Genomic DNA, 26,508 nt, shown 5'->3' on the forward strand with positions numbered 1-26,508 from the left:
TACGCCAACTACACCCCAGGCGCGTTTCGCGCTTCCTTGATCGCCATCAACTATTTTGGGCATTCCGGTACGAAATTGTATTGCGTTGCAGCGCGATGCTGCAGAGCAGTGACGGAGCAGCGCCTCCGGAGATGCGTTGAAAACCTGCGAACCGCTGCTAACCTGTGGGCATGGACATTCGGGCGGCGGTGTTTCGGGAGGTCGGCGCGGCGTTACGCGTCGAGCGGGTTGTGCTGGACCCGCCGCAGCCGACCGAAGTCTTGGTGCGGCTCGCAGCGATCGGCCTGTGCCGGACGGACTATCACGTGATGCGCGGCGAGCGACGAGTCGCGATGCAGCCGATGGTGCTGGGCCATGAAGCCGCCGGCGTGGTCGACCTGATCGGCGATCAGGTGCAGGGCATTGCCCCGGGCGATCACGTGGTGCTCACTTTCATTCCCGGCTGCGGGCGCTGTCGGTGGTGCCTGCGAGGATTGCATCATCTGTGCGCCGAGGGCCCTCGCATCACCCACGGGCCGCAACTTGACGGCAGCTTTCGCCGGCGCGATGCCGACGGTTGCGACGTCGGCGCCTTCTGCATGATCGGGGCGTTTGCGGAGGCCACCGTGGTCGACCAGGCCTCGGTGCTGGTGATCGACAAGGACGTTCCGCTCGATCATGCCAGCCTGATCGCCTGCGGCGTGCCGGCCGGCGTCGGCGCCGCGCGGTATCGCGCGCGCGTCAAGCCGGGCGATACGGTGCTGGTGGTCGGCTGCGGCGGCGACGGCATGAACGTGGTGCAGGGCGCAAAACTCTGCGGCGCTTCGATGATCATCGCCGCCGACATCATCGCACAGAAGCTGGAATGGGCGCGGGCTTTCGGCGCCACCCACGGCACCACGGCGCAACGCGATGAGTTGATCAGCGCAGTATTGGCCTTGACCGAGGGCACTGGCGTCGATCACGCCTTCGTCTGCATCAACCCAGCCGAAACGCTGCTGCCGGCGTTTCGTGCCACCGCGAAGGCCGGCAACGTTGTGGTCACTGCGATCACGCCCGACACCGTCAAGCAGATCGACGTGCCGCCTCTGGAACTGTTTGCCACCCAGAAGGCGATCATGGGCGCGGTGTACGGCTTCGCCAGCCCGAGGCTTCAGATTCCTGAACTGCTGGGTCTGTATCGCCGCGGCGATCTTAAGCTCGGTGAGCTGATCAGCCGGACCTATCGGCTGGACGAGATCAACCAAGGCTATGCCGACCTCGATGCCGGGCGAAACCTGCGCGGCGTGGTGCTGATCGACTGAATCCGTGCGAGCTAACGATAAGAGGAAACATAATGGTAGGCCTGAGTCCGACCGGCACGCTGGCAATCGAAGGCGCCCAGTTGGAGTATCGCTTCGTTGGTCCGCAGCCGGACGTCGCACCCACCCTTGTGCTGCTGCACGAAGGTTTGGGCTCGGCGGCGTTGTGGGGCGAATTTCCGGACAAGCTCGCGGCCGCGACCGGTGCCGGCGTGTTCGCATATTCCCGGGCCGGCTATGGCCGCTCGACGCCGGCCGCGTTGCCGCGCCCACTCGACTACATGCATCGCGAGGCTCTACAGGTCCTGCCGCGGGTGCTTGACCAGATCGGCTTTCGCCGCGGCTTGCTGGTCGGCCACTCCGACGGCGCCTCGATTGCGGCGCTGTATGCCGGCGGTGTCGCCGATCACCGCATCCGCGGCGTCTCGCTGATCGCGCCGCACTTCGTCGTCGAAGACATTTCGGTGGCGTCGATCGCGGCGATCCGCACGACCTACCAGACGACCGAGCTGCGGGCCAAGCTGGCGCGCTGGCACGACGACGTCGACAATGCCTTTTACGGCTGGAACGACGCTTGGCTCGATCCGGCGTTCCGCGCCTGGGACATCGCCGACTCGCTCGCTTACATCCGGGTGCCGCTGCAGATCGTGCAGGGCGAGAACGATCAGTACGGAACGATGCGGCAGATCGAGATCGCACGTTCGGAATGCTACTGCCCGCTCGAAGTGGAGCTGCTCGCGGGAGCAGGTCATTCGCCGCACCGCGAAGCGGCCGAGGCGACTCTGCGGCTGATCGCTGACTTCGCAGACCGCATCCTGAGCGGCCACGCCGAGGCGAAGGACGGCCGGGCGGCCTGAGGTCGTCGACGACGCCGGTCGCGCACTAAAATGCATCACAGTCGCATTTGCGGCTGGACTTGCCGGCGTAAGATGAATTATAATGCATGTTAGAAGCAAGAGGAAACGCAGGGAGCCGCCATGGCCGAGGCCGCAGACACGCGCCCGCTCGCGAACGGAGCTGTGCGGGTCGATTTTCAGACCGAGCCGTCCCGTTACCGGCATTGGAAGCTGACGGTCGATGGCGAGATCGCGACGCTCACCCTCGACGTCGACGAGAACGGCGGCCTGTTTGAAGGTTACCAGCTCAAGCTGAATTCCTACGATCTCGGCGTCGACATCGAACTCGCCGACGCGATGCAGCGGCTGCGATTCCAATATCCCGCCGTGAAGGTGATCCTGCTGCGCTCCGGCAAGAACCGGGTGTTCTGCGCCGGCGCCAATATCCGTATGCTGGCCGGCGCCAGCCACGTCCATAAGGTCAATTTCTGCAAGTTCACCAACGAGACCCGCAACGGCATCGAGGATTCGTCGCAGCATTCCGGCCAGCGTAGCATCGCGGTGATCAACGGCACCGCGGCCGGCGGCGGCTACGAACTCGCGCTTGCGGCCGATCATATCATCATGGCCGACGACGGCTCGGCCGCGGTGGCGCTGCCGGAAGTGCCGCTGCTCGCGGTGCTGCCGGGCACCGGCGGCCTGACGCGCGTGATTGATAAGCGCAAGGTTCGCCGCGATCACGCCGACGTGTTCTGTACCATCGAGGAAGGCATCAAGGGCAAGCGCGCGGTGCAGTGGCGACTGGTCGACGACATCGTCGCCACCACCAAGCTCGACGCCAAGGTGGCTGAGCGCGCCCGCGAACTCGCTGCGGCCTCGCCGCGTCGTGGAAGCGGTACGGGCGTGGAGCTGCCCCCGCTGCAGCGCCAATTCGACGATACCAGCGTGCGCTACGGCTTGGTCGGCGTCGAGATCGATCGCGCCGCCCGGATTGCGACGATCACGCTCATCGGTCCGAACGCGGCCCCGCCGACGTCGGTCGAGGCGCTGCAGGCACAAGGCGCGTCGTTCTGGCCGTTGCAGCTCGGCCGCGAACTCGACGACGCCATTCTGCATCTGCGGCTGAACGAGCCGGAGCTCGGACTATGGGTGTTCAAGTCCCATGGTGATGCAAGCCAAGTGCTGGCCTATGACGCGTTGCTCGAATCGCACAAGGACCACTGGCTGGCCAACGAGATCCGCCATTTCTGGAAACGCGTGCTGAAGCGCGTCGATGTCACGTCGCGCTCGCTGGTGACGTTGGTGGAGCCGGGCTCGTGCTTCGCCGGCACGCTGGCGGAGCTCGTGTTCGCGGCCGACCGCAGCTACATGCTGATCGGCTCGCGTGACGGCGACAACCGCCCGCCGCCGATGCTGACCCTGTCCGCGCTCAACTTCGGTGCCTATCCGATGAGCCATGGTCTCACCCGGCTGCAGTCGCGCTTCCAGGCTGATCCGGCCGACCACGCGGCGGTCCAGAGTAAAACTGGAGAAGCACTCGACGCCGAGGCGGCCGAGACGCTCGGTCTGGTCACGTTTGCGCTCGACGATATCGATTGGGACGATGAGGTCCGCGTCTTTCTGGAAGAGCGCGCATCGTTCTCGCCCGACAGTCTCACCGGCATGGAAGCGAACCTGCGCTTCGTCGGCCCCGAGACGATGGAGTCGAAGATCTTCGCGCGCCTCACTGCCTGGCAGAACTGGATCTTCCAGCGCCCCAATGCGGTCGGCGAGGTCGGCGCGCTGCGCCGTTACGGCAGCGGCCAGAAGCCGCAATTCGACATGACGAGAGTGTGAGCCGTCGCGGCGCATTCGATCGACGCGCACCGGCACAACGCCAGCCGCGTCATTGCGAGCGAGGCGAGGCAATCCAGAAGTGTGATGTGCGGAGCTGGATTGCTTCGTCGCTTCGCGCAATGACGACCACAACGTTTGGATACACGAACGAACCGGGAGCCGCCCATGAATATGAACATCATGCACGTCGACTACTCGACCAAGATCCCCAACAATGTCGATCTCGGCTCCGATCGCCAGGTGCTGAAGGCGCTCGAGGGATGGCATCCCGGCTATATCGACTGGTGGAACGACATGGGGCCGGAAGGCTTCCAGGAATCGCTGGTATATTTGCGCACGGCATACTCGGTCGACCCGCGCGGCTGGGCGAAGTTCGACTACGTCAAGATGCCCGACTATCGCTGGGGCATCCTGCTGGCGCCGAAGGAAGAAGGTCGCGTCGTGCCGTTCGGCCAGCACTACGGTGAGCCGGCCTGGCAGGAGGTGCCGGGTGAACATCGCGCGATGCTGCGCCGGCTGATCGTGATCCAGGGCGACACCGAGCCGGCCTCGGTCGAGCAGCAGCGCCATCTCGGCAAGACTGCGCCGTCGCTCTACGACATGCGCAACCTGTTTCAGGTCAACGTCGAAGAGGGGCGCCATCTGTGGGCGATGGTGTACCTGCTGCAGAAGTACTTCGGCCGCGACGGCCGCGAAGAGGCTGACGGCCTGCTGCGCCGCCGCTCAGGTTCGGAGGACGCGCCGCGGATGCTCGGCGCGTTCAACGAGGCGACGCCGGACTGGCTGTCGTTCTTCATGTTCACCTACTTCACCGACCGCGACGGCAAGATGCAGCTGCACAGCCTGGCGCAGTCAGGCTTCGATCCGTTGTCGCGCACCTGCCGCTTCATGCTGACCGAGGAAGCGCACCACATGTTCGTCGGCGAGACCGGCATCAGCCGGGTCGTGCAGCGGACCTGCGAGGCGATGCGCACCGCCGGAATCACTGACCCCACGGACATCGAGAAGGTCCGCGCGCTCGGCGTGATCGACCTGCCGACGGTGCAGAAGAAGCTCAATCTGCATTACTCGCTGTCGCTTGATCTGTTCGGCTCGGAAGTCTCGACCAACGCCGCCAATGCGTTCAATGCCGGCATCAAGGGGCGCTTTCACGAGACTCAGATCCAGGACGATCACAAGCTCGAGCACGACACCTATCCGGTGCTGAAGCTGGTGGATGGCGAGATCAAACGTGTCGACGAGCCGGCGTTGACCGCGCTGAACATGCGGCTGCGCGACGACTATTCGCAGGATTGCGTCAAGGGTCTGCTGCGCTGGAACAAGGTGATCACCACCGCCGGCTACGACTTCCAGCTCAAGCTGCCGCACGTCGCGTTCCACCGCCAGATCGGCGAGTTCAAGGATGTCGAAGCAACGCCCGACGGCGTGCTGATCGACCCGGCGGCATGGGCCAAGCGGCGCAACGAATGGCTGCCGTCAAACGACGACGGCGAGTTCATCGCCTCGCTGATGGTGCCGGTGTCGGAGCCCGGGCAGTACGCGCCTTGGATCGCGCCGCCCAAGGTGGGGATCGACAATCGCCCCGGCGATTTCGAATACGTCAAGATCGAGACCTGATCCGCACCAGATCTATGAAGGGCTCGCATCGTGGGCCTGCGCTCAGGCTCGCCCGCCAAACGCCGGGCGGCCCCTAAATTACGGTGATCCGGCGCCGACGTGCAGCGGTCGTCGGCGCTGAGCTGCCGGGAGATCCGGACTCGATCATTGCCGGTCCGATGTACCGCTCGCGGTGTCGTCGATCTCGGATCGCTTGGCAAGCAGTGTTGCGGGAGCGTCGTAGCCTTTACGGCTACTGTAGAATACCAGAACCATCAGGCCGATACCGATCAGCAGCGAAAACCCGATGCCGAGAGCCATCGCCACATAGCCCTGGACCGGGACATCGACATCGCCGGTCACCAGACCTTCGTAGGCAAACACCCCGGCGAGGCCGAGCAGCACGAGCAGGATCAGGATGACGGCCCAGATGGCAATCGGCTTCGTCCCAGGCGGCGACGGACGTTGCGGATCGGTGGTCCTGGCCATGTCGATCGTCTCCGGCTTTCGCTGCGCCGTGAACCGGCCGTTCATGCCTGCCGCAGCCATTGGTTCTGCCGCCACTGGCTGAGTGCCATCACGCCGAGATGGCCGAGCGGCTCGAATACCACGTGCTCGATCGGGACCGTTGCGGCGGCGCGTTTCACCAGCGCGCGGCGCCGGGCGCGGGGCACGTAGCGGTCGAAGCTGCCGACCGAGAACCGGCTCGCCGGGTCGATCCTATCGAGCCATTCGATCGGATTGAGGCCTCGCAGTGCACGGGTGAAATCGCCGAGCGTCACGCCGAGCGCTTCCGCCTGGCGACGCACCCGCCGCGCAGCGGGGCTCTGCCAGATCATCAGGTCGCCGCGGTCGGCGGAGGCGAAGCTCCACAGCGCGGTGTTGTAGCGGCCGGCGAGCAGCGTTGCCGGTACCGACCCCATGCTGAGGCCGACCAGCACCCGTGGGCGTCGGCGCTCGATCTGATCGGCGGCATCTTCGATCACCGACCGATTGGCCCGGGCACAGGCCTCGGGATCGGCGGCGACCACTGCGGCAGGCAACTCGTAACAGAGCCGCCATCGCCGCAGCCCGACCAGACCGAAGTCGAGCGCGGTCTGGAAGCTGGTGCGCCATGGCAGGAAATAGATCGCTCCGTTCGCATCGTTACCGACGATCCGGCGAAACCCATCCTCGGCAGCCATGACGCGGGCCATCAGTAGGTGTTGGTGCCGTAGGTCGCTGCACGCGACGACAGCAGTCGGGACAACGGCACGATCTGATACGCCGCCGAAATCGCAACCAGGATGTACACGATCCGTGCGGCGGCCGAGGAGGTCGCTGTCTCGTGGGCGCCGTTGCCGAGAATGGCGGTTACGAGATCGAAATCGAACAGGCCGACGAGACCCCAGTTCAGGCCCCCGATGATGACCAGCAGAAGCGTCAGGATGTTGATGATGCGCATGGCTTTCTCCGTTGATGTGCCGATCCAACGCGCGCTGCGATCGGCTCGTTCCTAATCCCCGTTATGATGGCCGGTTGGAGTCGTTCTGTTTCTCGATGGAATCAGGACCGTGCTTCGGCGTGCGCGCACCAGGCGCAACCTCATGTGGCGCCCCGGATGCGCGCCGGGGCACCGAGCTGCGTAGCCTGCCGAACTGGTCAGATAAACGGCTTGCCGCCGGTCACCGCGACCGTCGTGCCGGATGTGTAGCTCGAAAGCGGATCTGCCAGCATCACGTAGGCGGTGGCGAGTTCGGCGGGTTGCCCGGCGCGGCCGAGCGGGACCTGCTTGCCGAAATTCGTCACCGAATCCTCGGGCATCGTCGATGGAATCAGCGGCGTCCAGATCGGACCGGGCGCGACCGCATTGGCGCGGATACCCTTGCTCGCCAACATCTGCGCCAGGCCGCCGGTGAAATTCTGGATCGCGCCTTTCGTGGTCGCATACGCCAGCAGGATCGGGTTCGGCATGTCGGAATTGACCGAGGCGGTGTTGATGATCGAGCTGCCGGGCTTCATGTGCGGCACCGCCGCCTTGGTCAGATAGAACATCGCGTGGATGTTGATCGCGAATGTCGTCTGCCATTCCTCGTCGCTGATCTCGCCGATGTCCTCGAACGTCGCCTGATGCGCCGCGTTGTTGACCAGGATGTCGATGCCGCCGAGCTCTTCGACAGCGCGGGCGACGATCTTGCGGCAGTGCTCGGGCTGGCTGATATCGCCGGCGACGAGCACGACCCTGCGTCCCTCGGCCTCGACCAGTGCCTTGACCTGCTGCGCGTCGTCGTCCTCGCTCAGATAGGAAATCAGCAGATCGGCGCCTTCGCGAGCGTAGGCGATCGACACCGCGCGGCCGATACCGCTGTCGCCGCCGGTGATCACCGCGACCTTTCCGGTCAATCGGTTCGAGCCCTTGTAGCTGTGCTCGCCGTGATCGGGACGCGGTGTCATTTGCTCAGTTGCGCCCGGCATGTGTTGGCGCTGGCTGGGATACGGCGGCTCTGGATAGGTCTGTGTCATCGAAAAAGCACTCCCATGTGGCGGATCGCTAACCGCGGGAGAGCGCTGCTGTTCCTGGTAGGGCAGGTGTGGTTCGCTCAGGACCGGAACAGCGCAGTGATGACTGCCTCGGGTTCGGCCGGCTTTTCGAACCTGACGATGTGCTCGAACCGCGCCGGAATGGTGTGGTGATCGTAGCCAGTCGTGAACACGAAGCGAATGCCGCGCGCGATCAGTTCGTCCGCAAGCGGGAAAACCATCTCCCCCTGCAGATTGATGTCGAGCACCGCGGCGTCGCAATGCGCGCTGGATGCCAGCGCCGCGAGCGCATCGTCGACTCGCGAGAACGGTCCGACCACATCGGCACCGCTCTCCTCGAACTTCCGTACCATGTCGTCGGCAATGAAGTACTCGTCCTCGGCCAGAAGGATCCGCCGCCCCGACAGCACTCCAGAGCGACCCGTCATCGCGCCTGCTCCCGGTCGGTCGTGTCGGGCGCCAGGCTGAAAGTGCACCGCGCGCTGACGTTCGTGGATCCGAACGTGATGGTCAGGTTCAGGGCGTGATGCCATACGACGCCTGACGGTCGGCAGAGGTGGCTCGGGATGTCGTCGAGGTCATCGTTGTAGGGCGCGGATTCACGGCGGTCGCGGGTGAGCCGTGTCGGGAGTGCCGCTCCGGACGATGGTCCAGCGCGGCCGCGGGGAGAGACGCTGCGTCGATTCGCCCGGGGCGCTATTCTTGCCTGCTCGCGGTATTTCAGCGCCGCGCCTCGCGCGACTCCAGCCACGCGAGCATTCCCAACGCGGCCTGCGTCGATCTGGCGCGGCGCTCCCAGTTCTCCTGGGCCTCGGGATCGCCGCTCTGCTCGGCCTCCTGCTGCCACCGATAGGAAAGTGCGGACAGCCGTTGTTCGAGCGACAGATGCTGTTTGGTGCGGTTGCGACGCTGTTTCACGCTGATCCCTTTCGCTTGTTAGGATCAGCTTAGTTGTATCCCGGCGTTGATGCATTCACCTATGCTAATTATCGGATCGCGAGTGAACGGGCGGTCGTCGCACCATTGTCAAGACTCCTTGACAATGGTGCGTTCGAGCTGCCGACCGATCCGTCCGGACAGTGGAAAGCGGATCGTACATCGCAGCCCGTCCGGCTCGAAGGCGAGGTCGGTTTCCGCCCTGAGTTCGTATACCAACGTGCGCGTCAGCACTTCGGTACCGAAGCCGTTGTGAGAAGGAGCGCCTGCGATCGCCGTGTCGGTCTCCTTCCAGATGAAAGTCAGAATGGAATCCGAGCCTTCACCGTCTACGCTCCAGGTGATGTCGATCGTGCCGCCGTTGCCGAGCGCGCCGTGCTCGACGGCGTTGACAGCGAGTTCGTGTACCGCGAGTGCGACGACCTGGCCGGCGCGCGGCTGCAGATGCAGATCGGGCCCGGCGATCGTCGTTCGGTCGCCGTCGCGTGCCTGATAGTGCAACAGCTCGTCGGCGAGCAGCTTGTGGAGATCGATCGCGCCTTGCTCGTCGGCAATAGCTTGGGCGCGCATCAGGGCGTCGAGGCGATCTTCGAGATGGCCGACATAAGAATCCAGATCGCGCTGGGTGCCGGCCGACTTGCGCACGATCGTTCGCAGCATCGCCATGGTGCTGCGAAACCGGTGGCGTAGCTCCCCGGGCGCATCGCGCTTGTCGAGCAGGCACCGTAGCCGGCGGTTGTCCGCCTTGAGCTCGGCGATGCGAGTGGGAAGATCATCGTTCGGCATCTGCTACTCACCGCGAAGTCTGGCCAACGTCCGAGACGTGGGTAGAGTTCAGCAGCGAAAGCGAGCCGAACGGGTGCAAATACCCGTTGTCGAAGAACGACAATTCCCGCAGACCGTCGAGGTCGCGGATCGTCAATCGACGGCCGCGTAACGAAATCATGCCTGTCCTTCTCAACTCTTGCAGCGAACGATTGATGTGAACCATCGACAGGCCGAGCAAGTCACCGAGATCGGCTTGGGTGACGGGCATGTCGTAGGAGATTTCGTCCTCGTCGACGAGGCCGATCATCGTCAGCCGCAGATGCAATTCGCAGAACAGGTGACCCAGTCGTTCGGTGGCGGTGCGTCTGCCAAGGCTGACCAGATGCTCGCGGTCGATCGCGGACGCGACTAATAGATCCCACCACAACGCCTCCTCGATCCGCGGACTGGCGCTGGCGGCGGCACGGATCGCCTCCGGGCGGATCTGGGCGATCACCACCGGCGTCAGTGCTGCGACGCCGTGATCCATGAAGCGTGGGAGAACACCGAAGGGCTCGCACAGATCGCCGGGCAAGAACAAGGACACGATCTGGCGGCGGCCGTTTTCCAGCGTGATGTAGCGGCAAGCCCAGCCGTCGAGCACGAGCGGCAGATAGCGGGGCTCTCCACCGAACGGCACCACGTCCTCGCGCGCTCCGACCGCACGGGTCGACTGGGTGAGACGAACGAGAAGCTCCTCGCTGTCCTTGGTCAGTCGTGCCCCGTGTCGGAGTTTACGCAGGAAAGGATGAACCATCGGGGCGCCTCTGCCAAGCAAGCCGCCGTCGAGGCGAAACGACCACCTTGGCCGCAAGCTGGATCGATCTGGTTGCCATCTGCCTCTTGCCACCCGAGTATGTCGTGTCAGCCCCGGTTCCGCCACCGTCGCTTGTGGCCGCCGCACAGGTAACGGGCGAGCCATATTGCGAACGGGTCTCGGACAACCCCGGCTTCACAGAACGGTTCCAGTGGCGATGTCGGCTTCGGCCGCCAGCTCCGCCACGCCTTTATCTATGTTAGAGACCCTTCGGGCGAGCAGGCTATACTTCAGATCAGCGCCGCGGGCGGGCATGCGGCGTCGATCTTCTTGGGGGAGGGGAGAGCGATCGCTCTGGCTTACGCCGGGTATTTCGAGGTCGTGGTGAGCGCGGGGGGCCGCGCTCACCAGTGTCGGCCTCATTCGGCCGCAGCAGCCTTGCTGTTGATCTGCTCGCTCTGCGCGCCCGACAGCGGCCGCGCCGGCCCGAGCACGGGCTCCTCGCCGAGCGGTTCGAAATGACCGGCGTAGAACTCGCCGCGGCCGTCGATCGAGGGCCCTGTGGAGAACCGTCCCTCCGGCGGCGGGGTGCCGTCCCGCGAGGTGCCCATCATGAAGTAGCTGAAGCGCTGATGCTCCTCGCGCTGATCGAAGCTGTTCGGAATCGGCAGCGCGGCTGTGCCGCCGAGTTCCTCGATCACCGCCAGCCATTGCTGCTGATGCATGGTGTCGCGCGCGATCATGAAGTGCAGCATGTCGCGCATTCCGGGATCCGAGGTCGAGTTGAACAGCCGCACCGCCAGCGTCCGGCCGGTGGCCTCCGCGGCGACGTTGCAATACATGTCGGCGGCGATGTTGCCACTGGCATAGATGTGGGAGCAGTCGAACGGGACGCCGTCCGAATTGGCCGGGAAGGCGGCGAGGCCGGTCGACAGCAGATGGCGCTGCATCATGCCTTCCAGCACCTGGCGGGTACTCTCGCCGCCCATCACGGCGCCGACCACCTTGTCCGCCGCACCTTCTTCCTGCGCGCTCAGCGGAGCGTCCTCGAGGTTCAACGCCACCGCGGTCGCCAGCATCTCGACGTGCCCCATTTCCTCGGTCGCGGTGTTGAGCAGCAGGTCGCGATATTTGTTGTTGGGCGCGCGGGCGCCCCACGCTTGGAAGAAGTACTGCAGACAGACCCGGATCTCGCCTTCGATGCCGCCAATCGCCTGCTGAAGCTGTCGGGCGAAAAGAGGATCGGGCTTCTCGACACGGACAGGATATTGCAGCCGCTTGTCATGGTAGTACATCGAGTGTTTCCTTTCGAACTCTGGGCGTTGGGAAGATGCGGCCCGGAGCCGCACCACCGCTGCTCCGCAAACCGAACGTCCAGACCATCGTTCCTAATCTCGTTGGCTGCGGTGTTTGGGCCCCGCGCGCAGATGTCGGCTTGTGCCCGAACGGCGATGCGGATCCGGATCACGGCAGGAACGATCGCGATGTTCGGTGCTTAAGGTAGCCATGAACGACGACAAGCTCGACGCGAAGCGAACCGGAAACGAGCCCGCCCCGCTCCTGTTGCTGGCGGTAGCGCTGGTTCCCCTGATCGGCATTGTGGCGTGGTTGCTGGGCCTGTTCGGCTGAGCCTCAGGCCCGACGCGGCGAAACTATCGGTGTCGTAACCATCGCTTGTAGCCGCAACGCGTCGCCCGGCGCCGCGCTCTTCTGGTCGTTGTCGAAATAGACGTATACGTCCGCGCCGGCGCGCTTCCATGCCTTCGCCCGCTCGGCCCAGTGCTGCAATGTCGCGATCGGATAGCGCCCCTTGTAGCGGCCGCCGGGGCCGTGGCCGCGGATATAGACGAAGTCCGCCGTCCGGCGCCACGGCGCCGGCGCATCGTGATGATCCGAAAAACACAACGCCGCATTGGCTTCGCGGAGCAGGCGGAGCACCTGCGGCGTGTACCAGCTCGAATGCCGAAATTCGAACACGTAGCGCCGCTGCGGCGACAACATCTGCAGGAAGTCTCCGAGTCGCTGGATGTCGGCCTGAAATTGCGGCGGCAATTGAAACAGAATCGGACCGGCCTTGCGCTTCAGCAGCGCCAGGCGGTCCTCCATCAGGGCGAGGCTGTTCGCAGATTTCCCCGACAGCCGCTTCCAATGCGTGATGAACTTCGACGCTTTCCAGGCGAAAACGAAATCCTTCCCGGTCTGGTCGTGCCAGGATCGCACCGCGGTCGGCGTCGGTGTGCGGTAGAACACCCCGTTAAGTTCGGTGGTCGCGAGCTGGCTGGCGTAGTATTGCAGTTGATGCTTGGCCGGGAAGCCGTCGGGGAAGAACGGTCCCCGCCACGACTGGTAATGCCATCCAGAGGTGCCGATCAGGATTCGCGCCAAGGCGATGCGCTCCATTTGTCTCCGCGACAAGCGCACAGCGCCTCACTGGTTCCGAACGTGGCGAGGAACGCGCCACGATGCTGCCGGTTGACCGCAGAACCACCGGAGCATGTCATGACCGAACAACGTCCCTTCGCCGTCGTCACCGGAGCGTCCACCGGCATCGGATTCGAACTCGCCAAATGCTGCGCCCAGGGTGGTTTCGATCTGCTGATCGTCGCCGACGAGCCGGAGGTCGAGATGGCGGCGGCCGAACTACGCGCCTCCGGTGTCTCGATCGAGGCGGTGCAGGCCGATCTGTCGACCGCGGACGGCGTCGATAGCCTGGTTGCCGCCACCAAGGGGCGGCAGGTCGACGCGTTGCTTGCCAACGCCGGCCGCGGACTCGGACACGCCTTTCTCGACCAGGACATCGATGCTGCCCGCCACGTCATCGACACCAACGTCACCGGCACGGTGCTGCTGGTTCACCGCGTCGGCAACGATATGCGTCGGCGCAATTCGGGCCGCATCCTCATCACCGGCTCGGTCGCCGGCTTCACGCCGGGCAGTTTCCAGGCGGTCTACAACGCCACCAAATCGTTTCTGAACTCGTTTTCCTTCGCGCTGCGCGACGAGTTGAAGGATACCGAGGTGACCGTCACCTGCCTGATGCCCGGACCGACCGAGACCGCGTTCTTTCGCCGCGCCGACCTGTTGGACACCGCGGTCGGCACCGCCGAGAAGGACGACGCCGGCGAAGTTGCCCGGATCGGTTTCGATGCGATGATGAATGGCGAGGGCGATGTCGTCAGCGGCTGGAAGAACAAGCTGCAGACGGCGGCCGCCAGCGTCATCCCGGCCGGCGTGCTGGCCAGCCAACATCGCAAGATGGCCGAGCCCGGCAGCGCCAAGAGCTAGCGCTAGGAGCTAGCGCTAAGAGCTGAAGCGACGGTGACGCAGGGCGCAAATTGCGACGCCGATCCGGTGGTCGCTGCCATGACGCCGCAGCGATCCGTAGTGATCACCTGTTCTGAGCCAGCGCGCGCTTCGCCGTCGCCGACTGGTTGACCGGGGCCGAGAGCCTCGATCATGTCATCGAACCCGGTCTGCCATCGGTGAGCGAGCGCGCGCCGGGAGAAGTTGAAGCTCTTCTCCGGCCCCGGCTCGCCCGGTCCGGCGCGGTAGCTCAGAAAGCACGGTCTCGTCTTCGCGGGCGGCGGGGCCATTCGTGCTCCGTTCGAGCGACCTGATCCGGATCTTGTCCTTGAGCCGCAGATAGGTCTGATTGCCGAACAGCAGATCGTTCTTGCGCTCGAGAGCGGCTTCCAGCGTCGCCGGTGCCCGATCGTCGCGCGCATACAGATCGAGCACGAACAGTCGCAGTGGAACGCGGCAGGTCGCCCACGGTTCTCAGTGCAACGCATGGAAATGGTGTTGGAGAATCGTGTTGCGCATTGTTCCGACCCGGATTCACGGAGCGATCGACTACCTGGTGTCGTTGCTGGTGCTGGTCCTGCCGTTCGCGGCGGGCGGGCAGGGCGCGGTGCGCTGGCTGTTCGTCGCGATCGGCTGCGCCGGCATCGGCTACAGCCTGATCACTGACTACGAATGGGGCGCGCTGCGGCTGCTGCCGATGCCGTGGCATCTGGCGCTCGACGTGGTGTTCGGCGTCGCGCTGCTCGCGGTCGGCGCGCTGCTCGGTTTCTCGCCGCTCGGCGTCATCAGTTTGGTCGTCGGCGCTGCGGCGCTGGCGCTCGCAGCCATCACCGAGCCGGAGCCGCACCGGGCGAGCCGCATGGCATGATGATCAAGCCCGCCCCCGTGGAGCCGATCGAATCCGCCGTTCACCTCTGCGTCGATATGCAGCGTATCTTCGCCCGCGGCGGCGTCTGGGAGACTCCGTGGATGGAGCGCGTGCTGCCGGTGGTCGCCGACATTGCGGCGCGCTACGCACCGTCGACGATCTTCACCCGGTTCGTCACGCCGGAACACCCGGAGCAGCGGCCGGGACGCTGGCGACGCTACTATCGGCGCTGGGAGGCGGCGCTGCGGCCGAACCTCGCGCCTGGACAGCTCGATCTGGTGCCTGAACTGCAGCGGCTGGTGCCGCCTGCGCGCATCGTCGACAAGCCGGCATACTCCGCCTTCAAGCATGCGGATCTGGCGTCGCTGCTCGCGGACCACGGCATCGGAACGGTGGTGATCACCGGCGCGGAGACCGACGTGTGCGTCCTGGCTACCGTGCTCGACGCGGTCGACCTCGGCTTTCGCGTCGTGCTGGTCGAGGACGCGCTGTGCAGTTCGTCCGATCCTGGCCATGATGCACTGATGACGATGTATCGAACGCGATACGGCCAGCAGATCGATCTTCTCGGCCGGAACGAGCTGTTCGATCTGTGGCGGCCCTGACGCCGGACGATGTGCCGGTTCCGATAGGAACGCTGCACATTCGCTCACGTTGAATGCGCGATCATTTCAACTGGAGACTGAAGAATGGCTCAGGACGCACGAGAGATCTTTGTTACCGGGCTTCGCAATGCCCACGCCATGGAAACCCAGGCGCGCGAGATGATGGAACGCCAGTCCGAGCGGCTGGACGACTATCCGGAAGTCAAGGCCCGCGTGCAGCAGCATTTGCGGGAAACCGAAGGCCAGCTTCAGCGTCTTGACGAGTGCCTGTCGGCCTGCGGCGAAAGCGCCTCCACGCTGAAGGACGTCACGCAGTCGTTCATGGGCAACATGGCGGCGCTGGCCCACACCGTGATGCCCGATGAGATCCTCAAAAACACCTTCGCCAACAATGCCTTCGAGCATTTCGAAATCGCCGCCTACAAATCCTTGCTGTCGCTCGCCGACATCGCCGGCGTCAGCTCGGCCAAGCCGTTGCTGCAGGCTTCGCTGAAGGAAGAAGAGGCCATGGCTGCATGGATCAATCAGAACATCGACAGCGTCACGCGTTCCTACGTTCAGGCGCAGGCGGCCTGAGCGCGCGAACCCAATTGATCTTGAACGCGGTGGCCGGGCTCAGCCCGGCCATTCCTTTGCGAGGGCTCATTGCGCAAGAGCGAATTCCGGTTCCGCGCAATGACCGCGACCACGCTCCCCTCACGGCCTCATCACGACCTTGATGCAGCCGTCCTTCTTGTCGCGGAAGGTCTTGTACAGCTCCGGACCTTCCTCGAGCGTGGCGCGGTGGGTGATGACGAAAGAGGGGTCGATCTCGCCCTGTTCGATGCGGCCGAGGAGTTGCGGCAGATAGTGCTGCACCGGGGTTTGCGCCATGCGCATCGTCAAGCCGCGGTTGATCGCCGAGCCCATCGGGATCTTGTCGAGCAGTCCGCCATAGACGCCGACGATCGATACCGTGCCGAAGTTGCGGCAGCAGTGGATCGCTTGGCGCAGCACGTGCGGCCGGTCGGTGCCCATGAAGGTCGCCATCTTCACCCGGTCGACCATCGAGTCGAAACTGGCCGTGGCAGACGCTTCAGTGCCGACCGCATCGATGCAGGCATCGGCGCCGCGGCCGTTGGTGAGATCCTGGATCTTGTCGTAGACGTCGTCGTCCATGAAGTCGATGGCGATCGCACCTGATTGCTGCGCCAACTCCATCCGCTCCGGCACCGTGTCGATCGCGATCACCCGCTCTGCGCCGAGCAGGAACGCGCTCTTGATCGCCATCTGGCCGACCGGGCCGCAGCCCCACACCGCCACGGTTTCGCCGCCCTTCAGGTTGCAGAAGTCCGCCGCCATGAAGCCGGTCGGAAAAATGTCGGACAGGAACAGCACCTGCTCGTCGGTCAATCCGTCCGGCACCTTGATCGGGCCGACGTCGGCATAGGGCACCCGCAGATATTCGGCCTGGCCGCCGGCATAACCGCCGAGCATATGCGAGTAGCCGAACAGCCCGGCCGGCGAATGACCCCACATCTTCTCCGCCGCCTTGGCGTTCGGGTTCGAACGCTCGCACCCGGAGTAGAAGCCGCGCCGGCAGAAGAAGCACTCGCCGCAAGAGATGGTGAACGGAACGACCACCCGGTCGCCGACCTTCAGCTTGGTGTTGTCGGCGCCGACTTCGACGACTTCGCCCATGGTCTCGTGGCCGAGCACATCACCGCTCTGCATCGACGGCATGATGCCGTCCATCAGGTGCAAGTCCGAGCCGCAGATCGCACACGCCGTCACCTTGATGATCGCATCGCGGCCGTGCTCGATCTTCGGGTCCGGCACGCTCTCGCAGCGGATGTCGTTCTTGCCGTGCCAGGTCAGCGCTTTCATCTGCAGCTCCTCGTCGTTGATCGCGAGGGCAAAGCCGCAGACGTTCGGATGTTCCTTTTGCACCGGGCACATCAGTGGAGCGGCATCTGCCATGCCGCTCCCCTTTAGCGTAGCTCGGTCAGCTCGTTGTCGACCAGGGAACAGCCATGGTCCTGTCCCTTCCCCGCCGACCTGATCTCACCAGTTCCGGATCAACCGCACCGTTGGGCCGCAGGATCACCCTCCAGACACCAGCATTGCGCCCGCGGCTCGCCGCCTGGCCGCACGGGTGAGTTTGAAGCCCTCGACCAGGCCGTAGATCGCCGGGATCACGATCAGCGTCAGCAGCGTCGACGACACCATGCCGCCGATCATCGGCACCGCGATCCGCTGCATGATCTCGGAGCCGGTGCCGCTGCTCCACAGGATCGGCATTAGACCGGCCGTGATCGCCACCACGGTCATCATCTTCGGTCGGACCCGCTCGACCGCGCCTTCCATGATCGCATCCTGCAAGTCGCGCCGCGTCAGGGGCCGGCCCTCGGCCGCGCATCTGACCTTCGCGGCGGCCAGCGCGTGATCGAGATAGATCAGCATCACCACGCCGGTTTCGGCGGCGACGCCGGCGAGCGCGATGAAGCCGACCACCACCGCGACCGAGAGGTTGAAGCCGAGCGCCCAGATCATCCACAAACCGCCGACCAGCGCGAACGGTAGCGACAGCATCACGATCAGCGTTTCGGTCAACGATTTGAAGTTCAGGTACAGCAGCAGGAAGATGATCGCGAGCGTCAGCGGCACCACGACCTTCAACCGGGCTGCGGCGCGTTCGAGATACTCGTACTGGCCGCTCCAGGTCACGTAGGCGCCGGGCGGGAAGCTGACGCCGGCCTGCACTGCCTGCTTGGCGTCGGCGACGTAGCCGCCGAGGTCGCGGTCGCGGATATCGACATAGATATAGGTCGCGAGCTGGCCGTTCTCGGTGCGGATCGAGCTCGGGCCGCGCGTCGGCTGCACCGTCGCCACCTCGCCGAGCGGCACCGCGCCGCCGGCCGGCAGCGGCACCAGCACGTCGCGGGCGATTCCTTGCGGATCGTCGCGCAGCTCACGCGGATAGCGCATGTTGACGGTGAAGCGCTGGCGGCCTTCCACCGTCGTGGTCACGGTCTGGCCGCCGAGTGCGGTGGCGATGGTGTCCTGCACATCCTGGATCGCGAGCCCATAGCGCGCCAGCGACGTGCGGTCCGGGACGATCTCCAGGTAGTAGCCGCCGATGGTGCGTTCGGCATAGGCCGAGGAGGTACCGGGGACGGTCTTCACCACCTGCTCGACCTGTTTGGCGAGGCGGTCGATCTCGACCAGATCGGTACCGATCACTTTGACACCCACCGGCGTGCGGATGCCGGTCGACAGCATGTCGATCCGCGCCTTGATCGGCATCGTCCAGGCGTTGGAGACGCCGGGGAATTGCAGTGCCTTGTCCATCTCGGCGATCAGCCCGTCCGTGGTCAGGCCCTGTCGCCATTCCGACTTCGGCTTGAGATTGATCACCGTCTCGAACATTTCGGTCGGCGCCGGGTCGGTCGCAGTCGATGCGCGGCCGGCCTTGCCATACACCGAGGCGACCTCAGGAAAGCCGCGGATGATGCGATCCTGCACCTGCAGCAACTCGGCGGCCTTAGTGATCGACAGACCGGGCAGGGTGGTCGGCATGTAGAGCAGCGTGCCTTCGTCGAGCGACGGCATGAACTCGGTGCCGAGCTGGCGCGCCGGCCAGATCGAGATGCCGAGCACCACCAGCGCCAATACGATCACCAGCGTCTTGGCGCGCAGCACGCCGCGGATCACCGGGCGATAGATCCAGATCAGCGCGCGGTTGATGATGTTGCGATGCTCCGGCACGATCTTGCCGCGGACGAAGATCACCATCAGCGCCGGCACCAGCGTCACCGACAGCAGCGCGGCCGCCGCCATCGCGAACGTCTTGGTGAAGGCGAGCGGCCCGAACAGCCGCCCTTCCTGCGATTCGAGCGTGAAGATCGGCAGGAACGACACGGTGATGATCAAGAGGCTGAAGAACAGCGCAGGCCCGACCTCGGAGGCGGCCTCGATCAGGATCGCGACGCGAGACTTGCCCGGCTCGGCGCGCTCCAGGTGCTTGTGGGCGTTCTCGATCATCACGATCGCGGCGTCGACCATGGCGCCGATCGCGATCGCGATGCCGCCGAGGCTCATGATGTTGGAGCCGAGGCCGAGCAGCTTCATTGCGGCGAAGGCCATCAGCACGCCGATCGGCAGCATCAGGATCGCCACCAGCGCGCTGCGGACGTGCAGGAGGAAGATGATGCACACCGCGGCGACCACCAGGCTCTCTTCGAGCAGGGTGTGCTTCAGCGTGTCGATCGCGCTGTAGATCAGCGTCGAGCGGTCATACACCGGCACGATCTCGACCGATTTCGGCAGGCTGCTGGCGATCTCCTGGAAGCGTTTCTTGACGTGCTCGATCACATCGAGCGCGTTGACGCCGAAGCGCTGCAGCACGATGCCGCTGGCGACTTCGCCTTCGCCGTTGAGCTCGGCGATGCCGCGGCGCTCATCGGGGCCGAGCTCGACACGTGCGACGTCTTTCAGCAGCACCGGTGTGCCGCCGCTGGCCTTCAGCACGATGTTGCCGAGGTCGTTGATGTCCTTGATGTAGCCTTTGCCGCGGATGACGTATTCGAACTCCGACAGTTCGACGGTGCGGCCGCCGACATCGGCGTTCGAGGCGCGGATCGCCTCGCGCATCCGCGCCATGGTGATGCCGCGGTCGCGCATCCGCTGCGGATCGAGCACCACGTTGTACTGCTTGACGAAGCCGCCGATGCTGGCGACCTCTGCGACGCCTTCGGCCTTGGCGAGCGCAAACCGCAGATTCCAATCCTGGATCGAGCGGGTGTCGGCGAGGTTCAGCTCCTTGGACATCACCGCATATTGATAGACCCAGCCGACGCCGGTGGCGTCAGGGCCGATGCTCGGTGCCACCCCGGCCGGCAGGCGTGAGGCGGCGCCGTTGATGAATTCCAGCACCCGCGACCGCGCCCAATAGATGTCAGTGCCATCCTCGAAGATCACATAGACGAACGACACGCCGAAGAACGAGAAGCCGCGCACCACCTTCGACTTCGGTACTGTCAGCATCGCGGTGGTCAGCGGATAGGTGACCTGATCCTCGATCACCTGCGGCGCCTGCCCGGGATATTCGGTGTAGACGACGACCTGGGTGTCGGAGAGATCCGGAATGGCGTCGAGCGGTAGATGCAGCAGGGCGTACAGGCCCGCTGCTGCGGCGAAGCCGGTGCCGAACAGCACCAGCAGCAGATTGCGCGCCGACCAGGCGATGATGCGGGCGATCATGGCTGGGCTCCGGCGTGGTCGTGAGCGTGATTGTGGGACGACGCGGGCTGCTCAGCGGCGGGTGCATTTGATGCTTCGGCAAAGCCCTTCAGCGCCGCCTTCAGGTTGCTCTCGGCATCGATCAGGAAGTTGGCGGAGGTGACCACCGCTTCGCCTTCGTCGACCCCATGTTTGATCTCGACGATGCCGTCGCCGCGTCGTCCGAGCGTCACGGCGCGCGGCTCGAATCGGCCTTCTCCCTTGTCGATCAGCACGACGCGACGACTGCCGCTGTCGAGCACCGCCGAGGTCGGAATCGTCAGCACCGGCGCGTCGCCGCCGACGTCGATGTCGGCATCGACATACATATCCGGGAGCAGCTTCAGATCGGGATTGGCGAGCTCGACCCGCAGTCGCGTGGTGCGGGTGTCGCGATTGACCTGCGGATAGAGCAACGCAATCGTTCCGGACAGCGCGCGATCCGGGAAGGCGCGCGCCCAGATCGTTACCTTCTGGCCAACAGCGAGAGAGCCGAGATCGCGTTCCGCGACGTCGACCAGCGCCCACACCGTTGAGATGTCAGCGATCCGAAACAGCACATCGCCGACATTGGCGCGCATGCCCTCGGTGGCGTTGCGCTCCAGGACGATGCCGTCGCGTGGTGCACGCCACTGCACGCGCACAGGCGCGGTCCGCGTTCGATCCATCTCGGCGATGGTTTCCTCGGGCAGGTCGAGATTAACCAGCCGCTGCCGGGAGCCGCGGCCGAACGCCTCGATCGTATTGGTGGTCTTCGAGTTGATGGTCGACAGATATTCGGCGGCAGCCGACGCGATTGCCGAGCTGTAGATCTGCATCAGCGGCTGCCCGGCTTTGACGAAGCTGCCGGTGGTGACGTCGGTGATCTTCTCGATGAAGCTCTCGCTGCGCATCGCGATCACCGAGACGCGGCGCTCGTCGAGCTGGATCACGCCCGGCGCCTTCACCAGCACATGGAGTGCGCGGCGTTCGGCCGGTTCGGATTTCACGCCGCTGCGCTGGATCTTGCCGGGGGAGAGCTTGACCGTGCCGTCGGCACTGTCGTCGCCCTCATAAACCGGGACGTAGTCCATCCCCATCGAGTCTTTCTTCGGCACCTTGGAGATGTCCGGCAACCCCATCGGGTTGCGGTAGTACAGAATCTTGCGATTGGGATCGGGCGCCGGCTTCGGCGCCGGTTGAACCGAGGGCTCGTCCGCTTCGTAGACCGGCAGAAAAGCGCGGCCGTGGGCGTCGGTCGCCGGCACGGCCGACCAGCGCGGCGCGCCGGATGGATCGCGGTAGTACAGCGGCGACCGCTCGTCCGCCGCGGCGGGCGCAGCGAGACAGAGTCCGATCAGAAACAGCAGGGATGGTGAGCGCAGTGAAGCCATGACGTGCACCGTCGCGCGCCGCGAGGGCGCAGTTCGATTGTCGGGAGAAGTGAGGGACGGCGGCGCCGCGGCTTGCGGCGCCGCTTGCGCCTACTTGAACGCCTTGACGATCACCTTGCCGGTGACGGTCTCGGGCTCGCCCTGGACCTTCGCCGACAGCGTGATCAGGTAGCGGCCCGCCATCGGCAGGTCGGTCTTGAAGGCGTACACGCCGGGCTCCGGCGACGGCAGCGCCGTCACCGGCGACACCATGTCGGCCATGTTGTCCGGCGCCATGTCGACCCGGGTCTTGAAGATCACAGCGCCTTCCACCGGCTTGCCGGTGGTCTTGTGGACGAGGCGGATCGCAACGGTGACGTCGTCGCCCTTCTTCATCTCGGGGGTCTTGGGCTCGAACGCGTAGTCACCCGCGCCGGCCATTGCGGCGGTCGCAAACAGGGTGAGCGCGGCGGCGCAGGCCGCGGCGGTGCAGAATTTCGCAGTCATCATGATCTCCAAACGTGTCTGATCTCGTGCCGCGGCCGAACGGCACGCAGCAGCTATCGGCGCGGGCGAAACGCTCGCGCGGTTCGTCAGCAGGAGATCAGACGCGAGGAGGCCGGAACGGCGGGCTGCCGGCGTGGTCCGGCACGAACAGGTCGGGCGGCGGGAACACCGTGCTGGTGCGTCGGGCGATGAATTTCACAGGCACCGTAGCAACCGGCGAGAAGCCGACTGAGGCGCCGACGCAGCAGAACCCGAGCGGGCACTTGGCCGGATGTTTCGGCAAGGAGGGCGTTACTGGCGCCGCATCGTCGGTGGCGCCGTGGCAGGATTCGACGGCGGCGGTGACGTGGTCAGCGTGGGCGCCGGCGTGATGCTCGTGGTGCTGGATGTGCTGCGCGGCTTCCGCCGGTCCGGTAGGCAGCAAGACGGCCGACGCCGAGCCGACCGGCAAAGCCGCCAGCGACAACGCCATCATCAGCGCCAAGATCGTCCGGAACAGTCGCATCCCGCTTTCAGCTCGCCAAGGGCTATCGGTCCTCCGATAGCACGTCGCCAGAGGTAAGACTTGTCACGCGTCAAATTCAAGACCGACGCTTATTGGAAGGCGCGACGGTCTCGATTTTGATGATCATACCCCTGTAGGGTATCCAGGCGCAAGGGTGCCGTTTCGGCGTCCGCAATGGGACTGGGCGCGCGCCGGGCGCCGCATCGAGCCCTTCCTGGTGCGGTGCACCGGTCCGGCGCCTACTGCCGGCCCTGCAGTGGCCGCCGGGACACAATTCCACATCCATCTAAAGAATTATTCTCGTGGCGCGAAGGAACTCATTCTTCGGCGGCAGCCTTCGAGAAAATGCACTGCTAATCGCCTGGGCTGAATCGACAGCAATGAGTTGAGTGCATCTGTTAGTAGAAATCTATTCTATTAGTTGCATGTCCCGCGACAGATCGCTGACATGGACACAGATCAAATCTTCTCCTATTCCGCAAAGGTGGTCCATTTGAGCGACGCGCCGGCACTTAGGTGCCGCGGCGCCGAGGGTAGTGATTCATGACTGAAGATACCGAAGTTCGCAGGACGCTCGCTGAAGGCGCAGCGCGCCAACTCGCCAACGCGACTAAGACCCGTGCGCAGTGGGGAGGCATCTCCCCGCGTTGGCTGGTACCGCTGTTGCAATGGACGCCGGTCGAGGCTGGTATCTTCCGTCTCAATCGCGTCAAGGAAACGCGCGGCGCGACCGCATCTGCTTCGTTCGACGTCGAGTGCAGCCCGCGGCGCGACCGCGATCCGGATCTGCCGGAGACCTTCGTCGACTACGAGGAGCATCCGCGCGAGTACTTCCTCAATGCGGTGACGACCGTGCTGGACGTCCAGACCCGCGTCTCCGACCTCTACAGCCATCCGTTCGATCAGATCCAGGAGCAACTCCGGCTGCTGATCGAGAAGGTCAAGGAGCGGCAGGAAGGCGAACTGATCAACAACGCCGAATATGGCCTGCTCGCCAACACCGCGCCGTCGCAGCGGATTTCGACCCGGAAGGGCCCGCCGACCCCGGACGATCTCGATGAGCTGATCACCAAGGTCTGGAAGGAGCCGGCGTTCTTCCTGGCGCATCCGCGCGCCATCGCGGCGTTCGGTCGCGAGTGCACCCGCCGCGGTGTGCCGCCGCCGACCATCAATATGTTCGGCTCGCCGTTCCTCACCTGGCGCGGGCTGCCGCTGGTGCCGTCCGACAAGGTGCCGTTCGACGAAGCCGGCCGCACCAAGATCCTGCTGCTGCGCACCGGCGAGAAGAAGCAGGGCGTGGTCGGTCTGTTCCAGCCCGGCGTACCCGGCGAAGTGGCGCCGAGCCTGTCGGTGCGGTTCATGGGCATCAACCGCAAGGCGATCGCCTCGTATCTGATCTCGCTGTACTGCTCGCTGGCGGTGCTGACCGAGGACGCGCTCGGTGTGCTCGATGACGTCGAGGTCGGTACGTATCATGAGTACGCCTGAGCCGACCCTGCCGCATCCGGGCTCGGCGGCTCTGCCGCAAGGCGGAGCGCTGCCGCATCCGGCGTCGCTGGAGCAGGCGTCCGCCGCAGCGGTCGGTGCACCGGATGTCGCCTCGATCGCGCGGCTGGCCAACGCGTTCTTCTCGGCGTTGCCGACCGGGGCGGTGCCGGAGCCCGGCGCCGCGCTCGGCTCGGCGCCACTGTTTGCCGCCGAGCCGCTGCACAATGCGATTCCAGGCACGCCGGCGCTATCGCCCTCCTATAAGCCGAACCACAATCCCGGCGCGGCCTCGCCGACCCCCACCGTGGGCGCGGCGCGGCCGTCGGCACCGATCTTCGCGCTCGATCCTAATCTGGCGCCGGAGCCGACCACGGCGGTTGGCTCGTTGCCGCAGGAGCTTAAGGTGCCGCTCGCGGCTCCGCCTGTGGCGCCGCCGCCTCCGTCTGCACCGGCGGTGCAGCCTGTGTTTCCGCGCGATACTGATCTGGCCGCGCTACCAGGCCGGCTCGACGAATCCCGCAGCTTCGTGCCGCGCAGCGTATTGCCGAGCGCGGGGTCATTCGGGGCCAACGCTGCGGCGACGGCAGCTCCGCTGTATTTTCTCGCCGACAATCCGGCCCTGGCCCATGCGACGCCGGCATCAGCCGCGCCGCCCCGTGTCGATACCTTCGACCTCACCGGGCTGGCGCCGCAGCATCGCCCCGACGTGCATGTGCTCGATCTGTCCGGCGCGCGGCCGTTCGACGCCAACGTCTTCAAGCGTGATTTCCCGATCCTGCGCGAGACCGTCAACGGTCGGCCGCTGGTGTGGCTCGACAACGGCGCCACAGCGCAGAAGCCGCAATGCGTGATCGATCGGTTGGTGCAGTTCTACACGCACGAGAACTCCAACATCCATCGTGCCGCCCACACGCTGGCGGCACGGTCGACCGATGCCTATGAGGCGGCCCGCGACAAGGTGCGCGGCTTCATCAACGCGCCCTCGGTGAAGGATATCGTGTTCGTGCGCGGCGCCACCGAGGCGATCAACCTCGTGGCGCAGGCCTGGGGCCGCCGCAATGTCGGCGAAGGCGACGAGATCGTGGTGTCGCATCTCGAGCACCACGCCAACATCGTGCCGTGGCAGCAACTCGCCGCCGAGAAAGGCGCGCGCTTGCGCGTCGCGCCGGTCGACGATCACGGCCAGATCCTGCTCGACGAATACGAAAAGCTGCTCGGGCCGAAGACCAAGATCGTCGCGTTCACGCAAGTCTCCAACGCGCTCGGCACAGTCACCCCGGTCGCCGAGATGACCGCGTTGGCGCATCGCCATGGCGCCAAGGTGCTGGTCGACGGTGCCCAAGGCGTCTGCCACATGCCGGTCGACGTCCAGGCGCTGGATGTCGATTTCTACGCCTTCTCCGGTCACAAGATGTTCGCGCCGACCGGCATCGGCGTGCTGTACGGCAAGGCCGATGTCGTCGAAGCGATGCCACCGTGGCAGGGCGGCGGCAACATGATCGCCGACGTCACCTTCGAGAAGACGATCTTCCAGGGGCCGCCGGATCGGTTCGAAGCCGGCACCGGCAATATCGCCGATGCGGTCGGTCTTGGCGCGGCGATCGATTACTTGACTCGCATTGGCATGGCCAACATCGCGGCGCATGAGCACGAGTTGCTCGCCTATGGCACCGAGCATCTGCTGACGGTGCCGGGCCTCAAGCTGATCGGCACCGCGCGCGAGAAGGCAGGCATCCTGTCGTTCGTGCTCGACGGCTGCCGCAGCGAGGATGTCGGCAAGGCGCTCGATCGCGAAGGTATCGCGGTGCGCGCCGGCCATCATTGCGCCCAGCCGATCCTGCGCCGGTTCGGGCTGGAAAGCACGGTGCGGCCGTCGCTCGCTCTCTACAACACCCATGACGACATCGACGCGCTGGTCGACGCGTTGCGGCGATTGCAGAGTGGGCGAGGTGTGCGCGGGAGCTGATGGGAAGATGTCGCGTGTGAGGATGTCGTCATTGCGAGGAGCGAAGCGGCGAAGCTAGCCAGCTTCGTGCACTGAGCTGGATTGCTT

At 65.1% G+C, this 26,508-nt stretch carries 27 protein-coding genes; 11 read left to right on the top strand and 16 right to left on the bottom strand.

The window, feature by feature from the left end:
- The first annotated feature begins 170 nt into the window (after positions 1 to 170).
- From FLL57_RS02955 to boxB, 4 genes are all read left to right on the top strand, one after another.
- On the top strand, positions 171 to 1,283 hold the full coding sequence (locus FLL57_RS02955; RefSeq protein WP_142882094.1) for a Zn-dependent alcohol dehydrogenase: 1,113 nt from the start codon (positions 171 to 173) through the stop codon (positions 1,281 to 1,283).
- A 32-nt stretch (positions 1,284 to 1,315) separates the two neighbouring features.
- Positions 1,316 to 2,137, top strand: a complete 822-nt coding sequence (locus FLL57_RS02960) for an alpha/beta fold hydrolase (protein WP_142882095.1) — start codon at positions 1,316 to 1,318, stop codon at positions 2,135 to 2,137.
- Positions 2,138 to 2,257: 120 nt separating this feature from the next.
- Positions 2,258 to 3,952 carry a 2,3-epoxybenzoyl-CoA dihydrolase gene (gene boxC, locus FLL57_RS02965; protein WP_142882096.1) on the top strand — a complete coding sequence of 565 codons (1,695 nt, stop codon included), beginning with the start codon at positions 2,258 to 2,260 and terminating at the stop codon, positions 3,950 to 3,952.
- Between the two features lie 165 nt (positions 3,953 to 4,117).
- On the top strand, positions 4,118 to 5,569 hold the full coding sequence (gene boxB / locus FLL57_RS02970; RefSeq protein WP_142882097.1) for a benzoyl-CoA 2,3-epoxidase subunit BoxB: 1,452 nt from the start codon (positions 4,118 to 4,120) through the stop codon (positions 5,567 to 5,569).
- Positions 5,570 to 5,713: 144 nt separating this feature from the next.
- Here boxB and FLL57_RS02975 read toward each other — a convergent pair whose 3' ends face one another.
- The 9 genes from FLL57_RS02975 to FLL57_RS03015 all read right to left on the bottom strand — a co-directional run bounded on the left by FLL57_RS02975 (position 5,714) and on the right by FLL57_RS03015 (position 11,863).
- Positions 5,714 to 6,037, bottom strand: coding sequence for a hypothetical protein (locus FLL57_RS02975; protein ID WP_142882098.1), 324 nt, complete (start codon positions 6,035 to 6,037; stop codon positions 5,714 to 5,716).
- Between the two features lie 41 nt (positions 6,038 to 6,078).
- Positions 6,079 to 6,732 carry an alpha/beta fold hydrolase gene (locus tag FLL57_RS02980; RefSeq protein WP_234713402.1) on the bottom strand — a complete coding sequence of 218 codons (654 nt, stop codon included), beginning with the start codon at positions 6,730 to 6,732 and terminating at the stop codon, positions 6,079 to 6,081.
- A gap of 11 nt (positions 6,733 to 6,743) precedes the next feature.
- A complete protein-coding gene (locus FLL57_RS02985; RefSeq protein ID WP_142882099.1) occupies positions 6,744 to 6,992 on the bottom strand; it encodes a DUF378 domain-containing protein in 249 nt (82 codons plus the stop codon).
- 197 nt (positions 6,993 to 7,189) lie between these two features.
- Positions 7,190 to 8,050, bottom strand: coding sequence for an SDR family oxidoreductase (locus FLL57_RS02990; RefSeq protein WP_047309637.1), 861 nt, complete (start codon positions 8,048 to 8,050; stop codon positions 7,190 to 7,192).
- A gap of 77 nt (positions 8,051 to 8,127) precedes the next feature.
- The gene (locus tag FLL57_RS02995; protein ID WP_047309638.1) at positions 8,128 to 8,496 is read right to left on the bottom strand and encodes a response regulator; all 369 of its coding nucleotides are present in this window, start codon (positions 8,494 to 8,496) and stop codon (positions 8,128 to 8,130) included.
- A 292-nt stretch (positions 8,497 to 8,788) separates the two neighbouring features.
- On the bottom strand, positions 8,789 to 8,986 hold the full coding sequence (locus tag FLL57_RS03000; RefSeq protein WP_013503766.1) for a hypothetical protein: 198 nt from the start codon (positions 8,984 to 8,986) through the stop codon (positions 8,789 to 8,791).
- Positions 8,987 to 9,094: 108 nt separating this feature from the next.
- Positions 9,095 to 9,790: an HWE histidine kinase domain-containing protein gene (locus FLL57_RS03005; protein WP_142882100.1), complete on the bottom strand. Its 696-nt coding sequence runs from the start codon at positions 9,788 to 9,790 to the stop codon at positions 9,095 to 9,097.
- A gap of 7 nt (positions 9,791 to 9,797) precedes the next feature.
- Complete coding sequence (locus tag FLL57_RS03010; protein WP_047309640.1) at positions 9,798 to 10,568, bottom strand: Crp/Fnr family transcriptional regulator; 771 nt, start codon at positions 10,566 to 10,568, stop codon at positions 9,798 to 9,800.
- A 419-nt stretch (positions 10,569 to 10,987) separates the two neighbouring features.
- Positions 10,988 to 11,863: a manganese catalase family protein gene (locus FLL57_RS03015; protein WP_013503763.1), complete on the bottom strand. Its 876-nt coding sequence runs from the start codon at positions 11,861 to 11,863 to the stop codon at positions 10,988 to 10,990.
- A gap of 211 nt (positions 11,864 to 12,074) precedes the next feature.
- On the opposite strand from FLL57_RS03015, the gene FLL57_RS23580 reads away from it, so the two are divergent.
- Positions 12,075 to 12,197: a hypothetical protein gene (locus FLL57_RS23580; RefSeq protein WP_013503762.1), complete on the top strand. Its 123-nt coding sequence runs from the start codon at positions 12,075 to 12,077 to the stop codon at positions 12,195 to 12,197.
- A gap of 3 nt (positions 12,198 to 12,200) precedes the next feature.
- Here the strand turns inward: FLL57_RS23580 and FLL57_RS03020 are convergent, their stop codons facing one another.
- Positions 12,201 to 12,953, bottom strand: coding sequence for a DUF72 domain-containing protein (locus FLL57_RS03020; protein WP_041808044.1), 753 nt, complete (start codon positions 12,951 to 12,953; stop codon positions 12,201 to 12,203).
- A gap of 114 nt (positions 12,954 to 13,067) precedes the next feature.
- Between FLL57_RS03020 and FLL57_RS03025 the strand changes: the two genes are divergently transcribed.
- Positions 13,068 to 13,853 (top strand): SDR family NAD(P)-dependent oxidoreductase, encoded by a 786-nt coding sequence (locus FLL57_RS03025; RefSeq protein WP_047309641.1) that lies wholly within the window; start codon positions 13,068 to 13,070, stop codon positions 13,851 to 13,853.
- A 174-nt stretch (positions 13,854 to 14,027) separates the two neighbouring features.
- Here the strand turns inward: FLL57_RS03025 and FLL57_RS03030 are convergent, their stop codons facing one another.
- Positions 14,028 to 14,306 carry a hypothetical protein gene (locus tag FLL57_RS03030; RefSeq protein WP_047309642.1) on the bottom strand — a complete coding sequence of 93 codons (279 nt, stop codon included), beginning with the start codon at positions 14,304 to 14,306 and terminating at the stop codon, positions 14,028 to 14,030.
- Between the two features lie 76 nt (positions 14,307 to 14,382).
- Between FLL57_RS03030 and FLL57_RS03035 the strand changes: the two genes are divergently transcribed.
- The 3 genes from FLL57_RS03035 to FLL57_RS03045 all read left to right on the top strand — a co-directional run bounded on the left by FLL57_RS03035 (position 14,383) and on the right by FLL57_RS03045 (position 15,920).
- Complete coding sequence (locus FLL57_RS03035; protein ID WP_047309643.1) at positions 14,383 to 14,739, top strand: hypothetical protein; 357 nt, start codon at positions 14,383 to 14,385, stop codon at positions 14,737 to 14,739.
- Complete coding sequence (locus tag FLL57_RS03040; protein WP_047309644.1) at positions 14,736 to 15,344, top strand: cysteine hydrolase family protein; 609 nt, start codon at positions 14,736 to 14,738, stop codon at positions 15,342 to 15,344. Before FLL57_RS03035 ends, FLL57_RS03040 begins: the two co-directional genes overlap by 4 nt.
- Before the next feature lie 84 nt (positions 15,345 to 15,428).
- Complete coding sequence (locus FLL57_RS03045) at positions 15,429 to 15,920, top strand: ferritin-like domain-containing protein (RefSeq protein ID WP_047309645.1); 492 nt, start codon at positions 15,429 to 15,431, stop codon at positions 15,918 to 15,920.
- A gap of 120 nt (positions 15,921 to 16,040) precedes the next feature.
- Here FLL57_RS03045 and FLL57_RS03050 read toward each other — a convergent pair whose 3' ends face one another.
- The 5 genes from FLL57_RS03050 to FLL57_RS03070 all read right to left on the bottom strand — a co-directional run bounded on the left by FLL57_RS03050 (position 16,041) and on the right by FLL57_RS03070 (position 22,967).
- On the bottom strand, positions 16,041 to 17,210 hold the full coding sequence (locus FLL57_RS03050) for a zinc-dependent alcohol dehydrogenase (protein ID WP_041808043.1): 1,170 nt from the start codon (positions 17,208 to 17,210) through the stop codon (positions 16,041 to 16,043).
- A 216-nt stretch (positions 17,211 to 17,426) separates the two neighbouring features.
- Entirely contained in the window at positions 17,427 to 20,585 is a 3,159-nt protein-coding gene (locus FLL57_RS03055) for an efflux RND transporter permease subunit (RefSeq protein WP_142882101.1), read from the bottom strand.
- The gene (locus FLL57_RS03060; protein WP_142882102.1) at positions 20,582 to 21,976 is read right to left on the bottom strand and encodes an efflux RND transporter periplasmic adaptor subunit; all 1,395 of its coding nucleotides are present in this window, start codon (positions 21,974 to 21,976) and stop codon (positions 20,582 to 20,584) included. The genes FLL57_RS03055 and FLL57_RS03060 overlap by 4 nt, the downstream gene beginning before the upstream one ends.
- A gap of 90 nt (positions 21,977 to 22,066) precedes the next feature.
- Positions 22,067 to 22,462 carry a FixH family protein gene (locus tag FLL57_RS03065; protein WP_142882103.1) on the bottom strand — a complete coding sequence of 132 codons (396 nt, stop codon included), beginning with the start codon at positions 22,460 to 22,462 and terminating at the stop codon, positions 22,067 to 22,069.
- A gap of 97 nt (positions 22,463 to 22,559) precedes the next feature.
- A complete protein-coding gene (locus tag FLL57_RS03070) occupies positions 22,560 to 22,967 on the bottom strand; it encodes a hypothetical protein (protein WP_047309648.1) in 408 nt (135 codons plus the stop codon).
- A 543-nt stretch (positions 22,968 to 23,510) separates the two neighbouring features.
- Between FLL57_RS03070 and FLL57_RS03075 the strand changes: the two genes are divergently transcribed.
- Positions 23,511 to 24,455 (top strand): family 2A encapsulin nanocompartment shell protein, encoded by a 945-nt coding sequence (locus FLL57_RS03075; protein WP_013503751.1) that lies wholly within the window; start codon positions 23,511 to 23,513, stop codon positions 24,453 to 24,455.
- Positions 24,442 to 26,421 (top strand): family 2A encapsulin nanocompartment cargo protein cysteine desulfurase, encoded by a 1,980-nt coding sequence (locus FLL57_RS03080; RefSeq protein ID WP_142882104.1) that lies wholly within the window; start codon positions 24,442 to 24,444, stop codon positions 26,419 to 26,421. Before FLL57_RS03075 ends, FLL57_RS03080 begins: the two co-directional genes overlap by 14 nt.
- The last annotated feature ends 87 nt before the right edge of the window (positions 26,422 to 26,508 follow it).

This window comes from Rhodopseudomonas palustris (genome assembly GCF_007005445.1).
Taxonomy (GTDB): Bacteria; Pseudomonadota; Alphaproteobacteria; order Rhizobiales; family Xanthobacteraceae; genus Rhodopseudomonas; species Rhodopseudomonas palustris_G.

Coding starts and splice junctions, on each gene's coding strand:
- FLL57_RS02955 (WP_142882094.1), top strand. CDS start 171: ATGGACATTCGGGCGGCGGTGTTTCGGGAGGTCGGCGCGGCGTTACGC.
- FLL57_RS02960 (WP_142882095.1), top strand. CDS start 1,316: ATGGTAGGCCTGAGTCCGACCGGCACGCTGGCAATCGAAGGCGCCCAG.
- boxC (WP_142882096.1), top strand. CDS start 2,258: ATGGCCGAGGCCGCAGACACGCGCCCGCTCGCGAACGGAGCTGTGCGG.
- boxB (WP_142882097.1), top strand. CDS start 4,118: ATGAATATGAACATCATGCACGTCGACTACTCGACCAAGATCCCCAAC.
- FLL57_RS02975 (WP_142882098.1), bottom strand. CDS start 6,037: ATGGCCAGGACCACCGATCCGCAACGTCCGTCGCCGCCTGGGACGAAG.
- FLL57_RS02980 (WP_234713402.1), bottom strand. CDS start 6,732: ATGGCTGCCGAGGATGGGTTTCGCCGGATCGTCGGTAACGATGCGAAC.
- FLL57_RS02985 (WP_142882099.1), bottom strand. CDS start 6,992: ATGCGCATCATCAACATCCTGACGCTTCTGCTGGTCATCATCGGGGGC.
- FLL57_RS02990 (WP_047309637.1), bottom strand. CDS start 8,050: ATGACACAGACCTATCCAGAGCCGCCGTATCCCAGCCAGCGCCAACAC.
- FLL57_RS02995 (WP_047309638.1), bottom strand. CDS start 8,496: ATGACGGGTCGCTCTGGAGTGCTGTCGGGGCGGCGGATCCTTCTGGCC.
- FLL57_RS03005 (WP_142882100.1), bottom strand. CDS start 9,790: ATGCCGAACGATGATCTTCCCACTCGCATCGCCGAGCTCAAGGCGGAC.
- FLL57_RS03010 (WP_047309640.1), bottom strand. CDS start 10,568: ATGGTTCATCCTTTCCTGCGTAAACTCCGACACGGGGCACGACTGACC.
- FLL57_RS03015 (WP_013503763.1), bottom strand. CDS start 11,863: ATGTACTACCATGACAAGCGGCTGCAATATCCTGTCCGTGTCGAGAAG.
- FLL57_RS23580 (WP_013503762.1), top strand. CDS start 12,075: ATGAACGACGACAAGCTCGACGCGAAGCGAACCGGAAACGAGCCCGCC.
- FLL57_RS03025 (WP_047309641.1), top strand. CDS start 13,068: ATGACCGAACAACGTCCCTTCGCCGTCGTCACCGGAGCGTCCACCGGC.
- FLL57_RS03040 (WP_047309644.1), top strand. CDS start 14,736: ATGATGATCAAGCCCGCCCCCGTGGAGCCGATCGAATCCGCCGTTCAC.
- FLL57_RS03045 (WP_047309645.1), top strand. CDS start 15,429: ATGGCTCAGGACGCACGAGAGATCTTTGTTACCGGGCTTCGCAATGCC.
- FLL57_RS03050 (WP_041808043.1), bottom strand. CDS start 17,210: ATGAAAGCGCTGACCTGGCACGGCAAGAACGACATCCGCTGCGAGAGC.
- FLL57_RS03055 (WP_142882101.1), bottom strand. CDS start 20,585: ATGATCGCCCGCATCATCGCCTGGTCGGCGCGCAATCTGCTGCTGGTG.
- FLL57_RS03060 (WP_142882102.1), bottom strand. CDS start 21,976: ATGGCTTCACTGCGCTCACCATCCCTGCTGTTTCTGATCGGACTCTGT.
- FLL57_RS03065 (WP_142882103.1), bottom strand. CDS start 22,462: ATGACTGCGAAATTCTGCACCGCCGCGGCCTGCGCCGCCGCGCTCACC.
- FLL57_RS03070 (WP_047309648.1), bottom strand. CDS start 22,967: ATGCGACTGTTCCGGACGATCTTGGCGCTGATGATGGCGTTGTCGCTG.
- FLL57_RS03075 (WP_013503751.1), top strand. CDS start 23,511: ATGACTGAAGATACCGAAGTTCGCAGGACGCTCGCTGAAGGCGCAGCG.
- FLL57_RS03080 (WP_142882104.1), top strand. CDS start 24,442: ATGAGTACGCCTGAGCCGACCCTGCCGCATCCGGGCTCGGCGGCTCTG.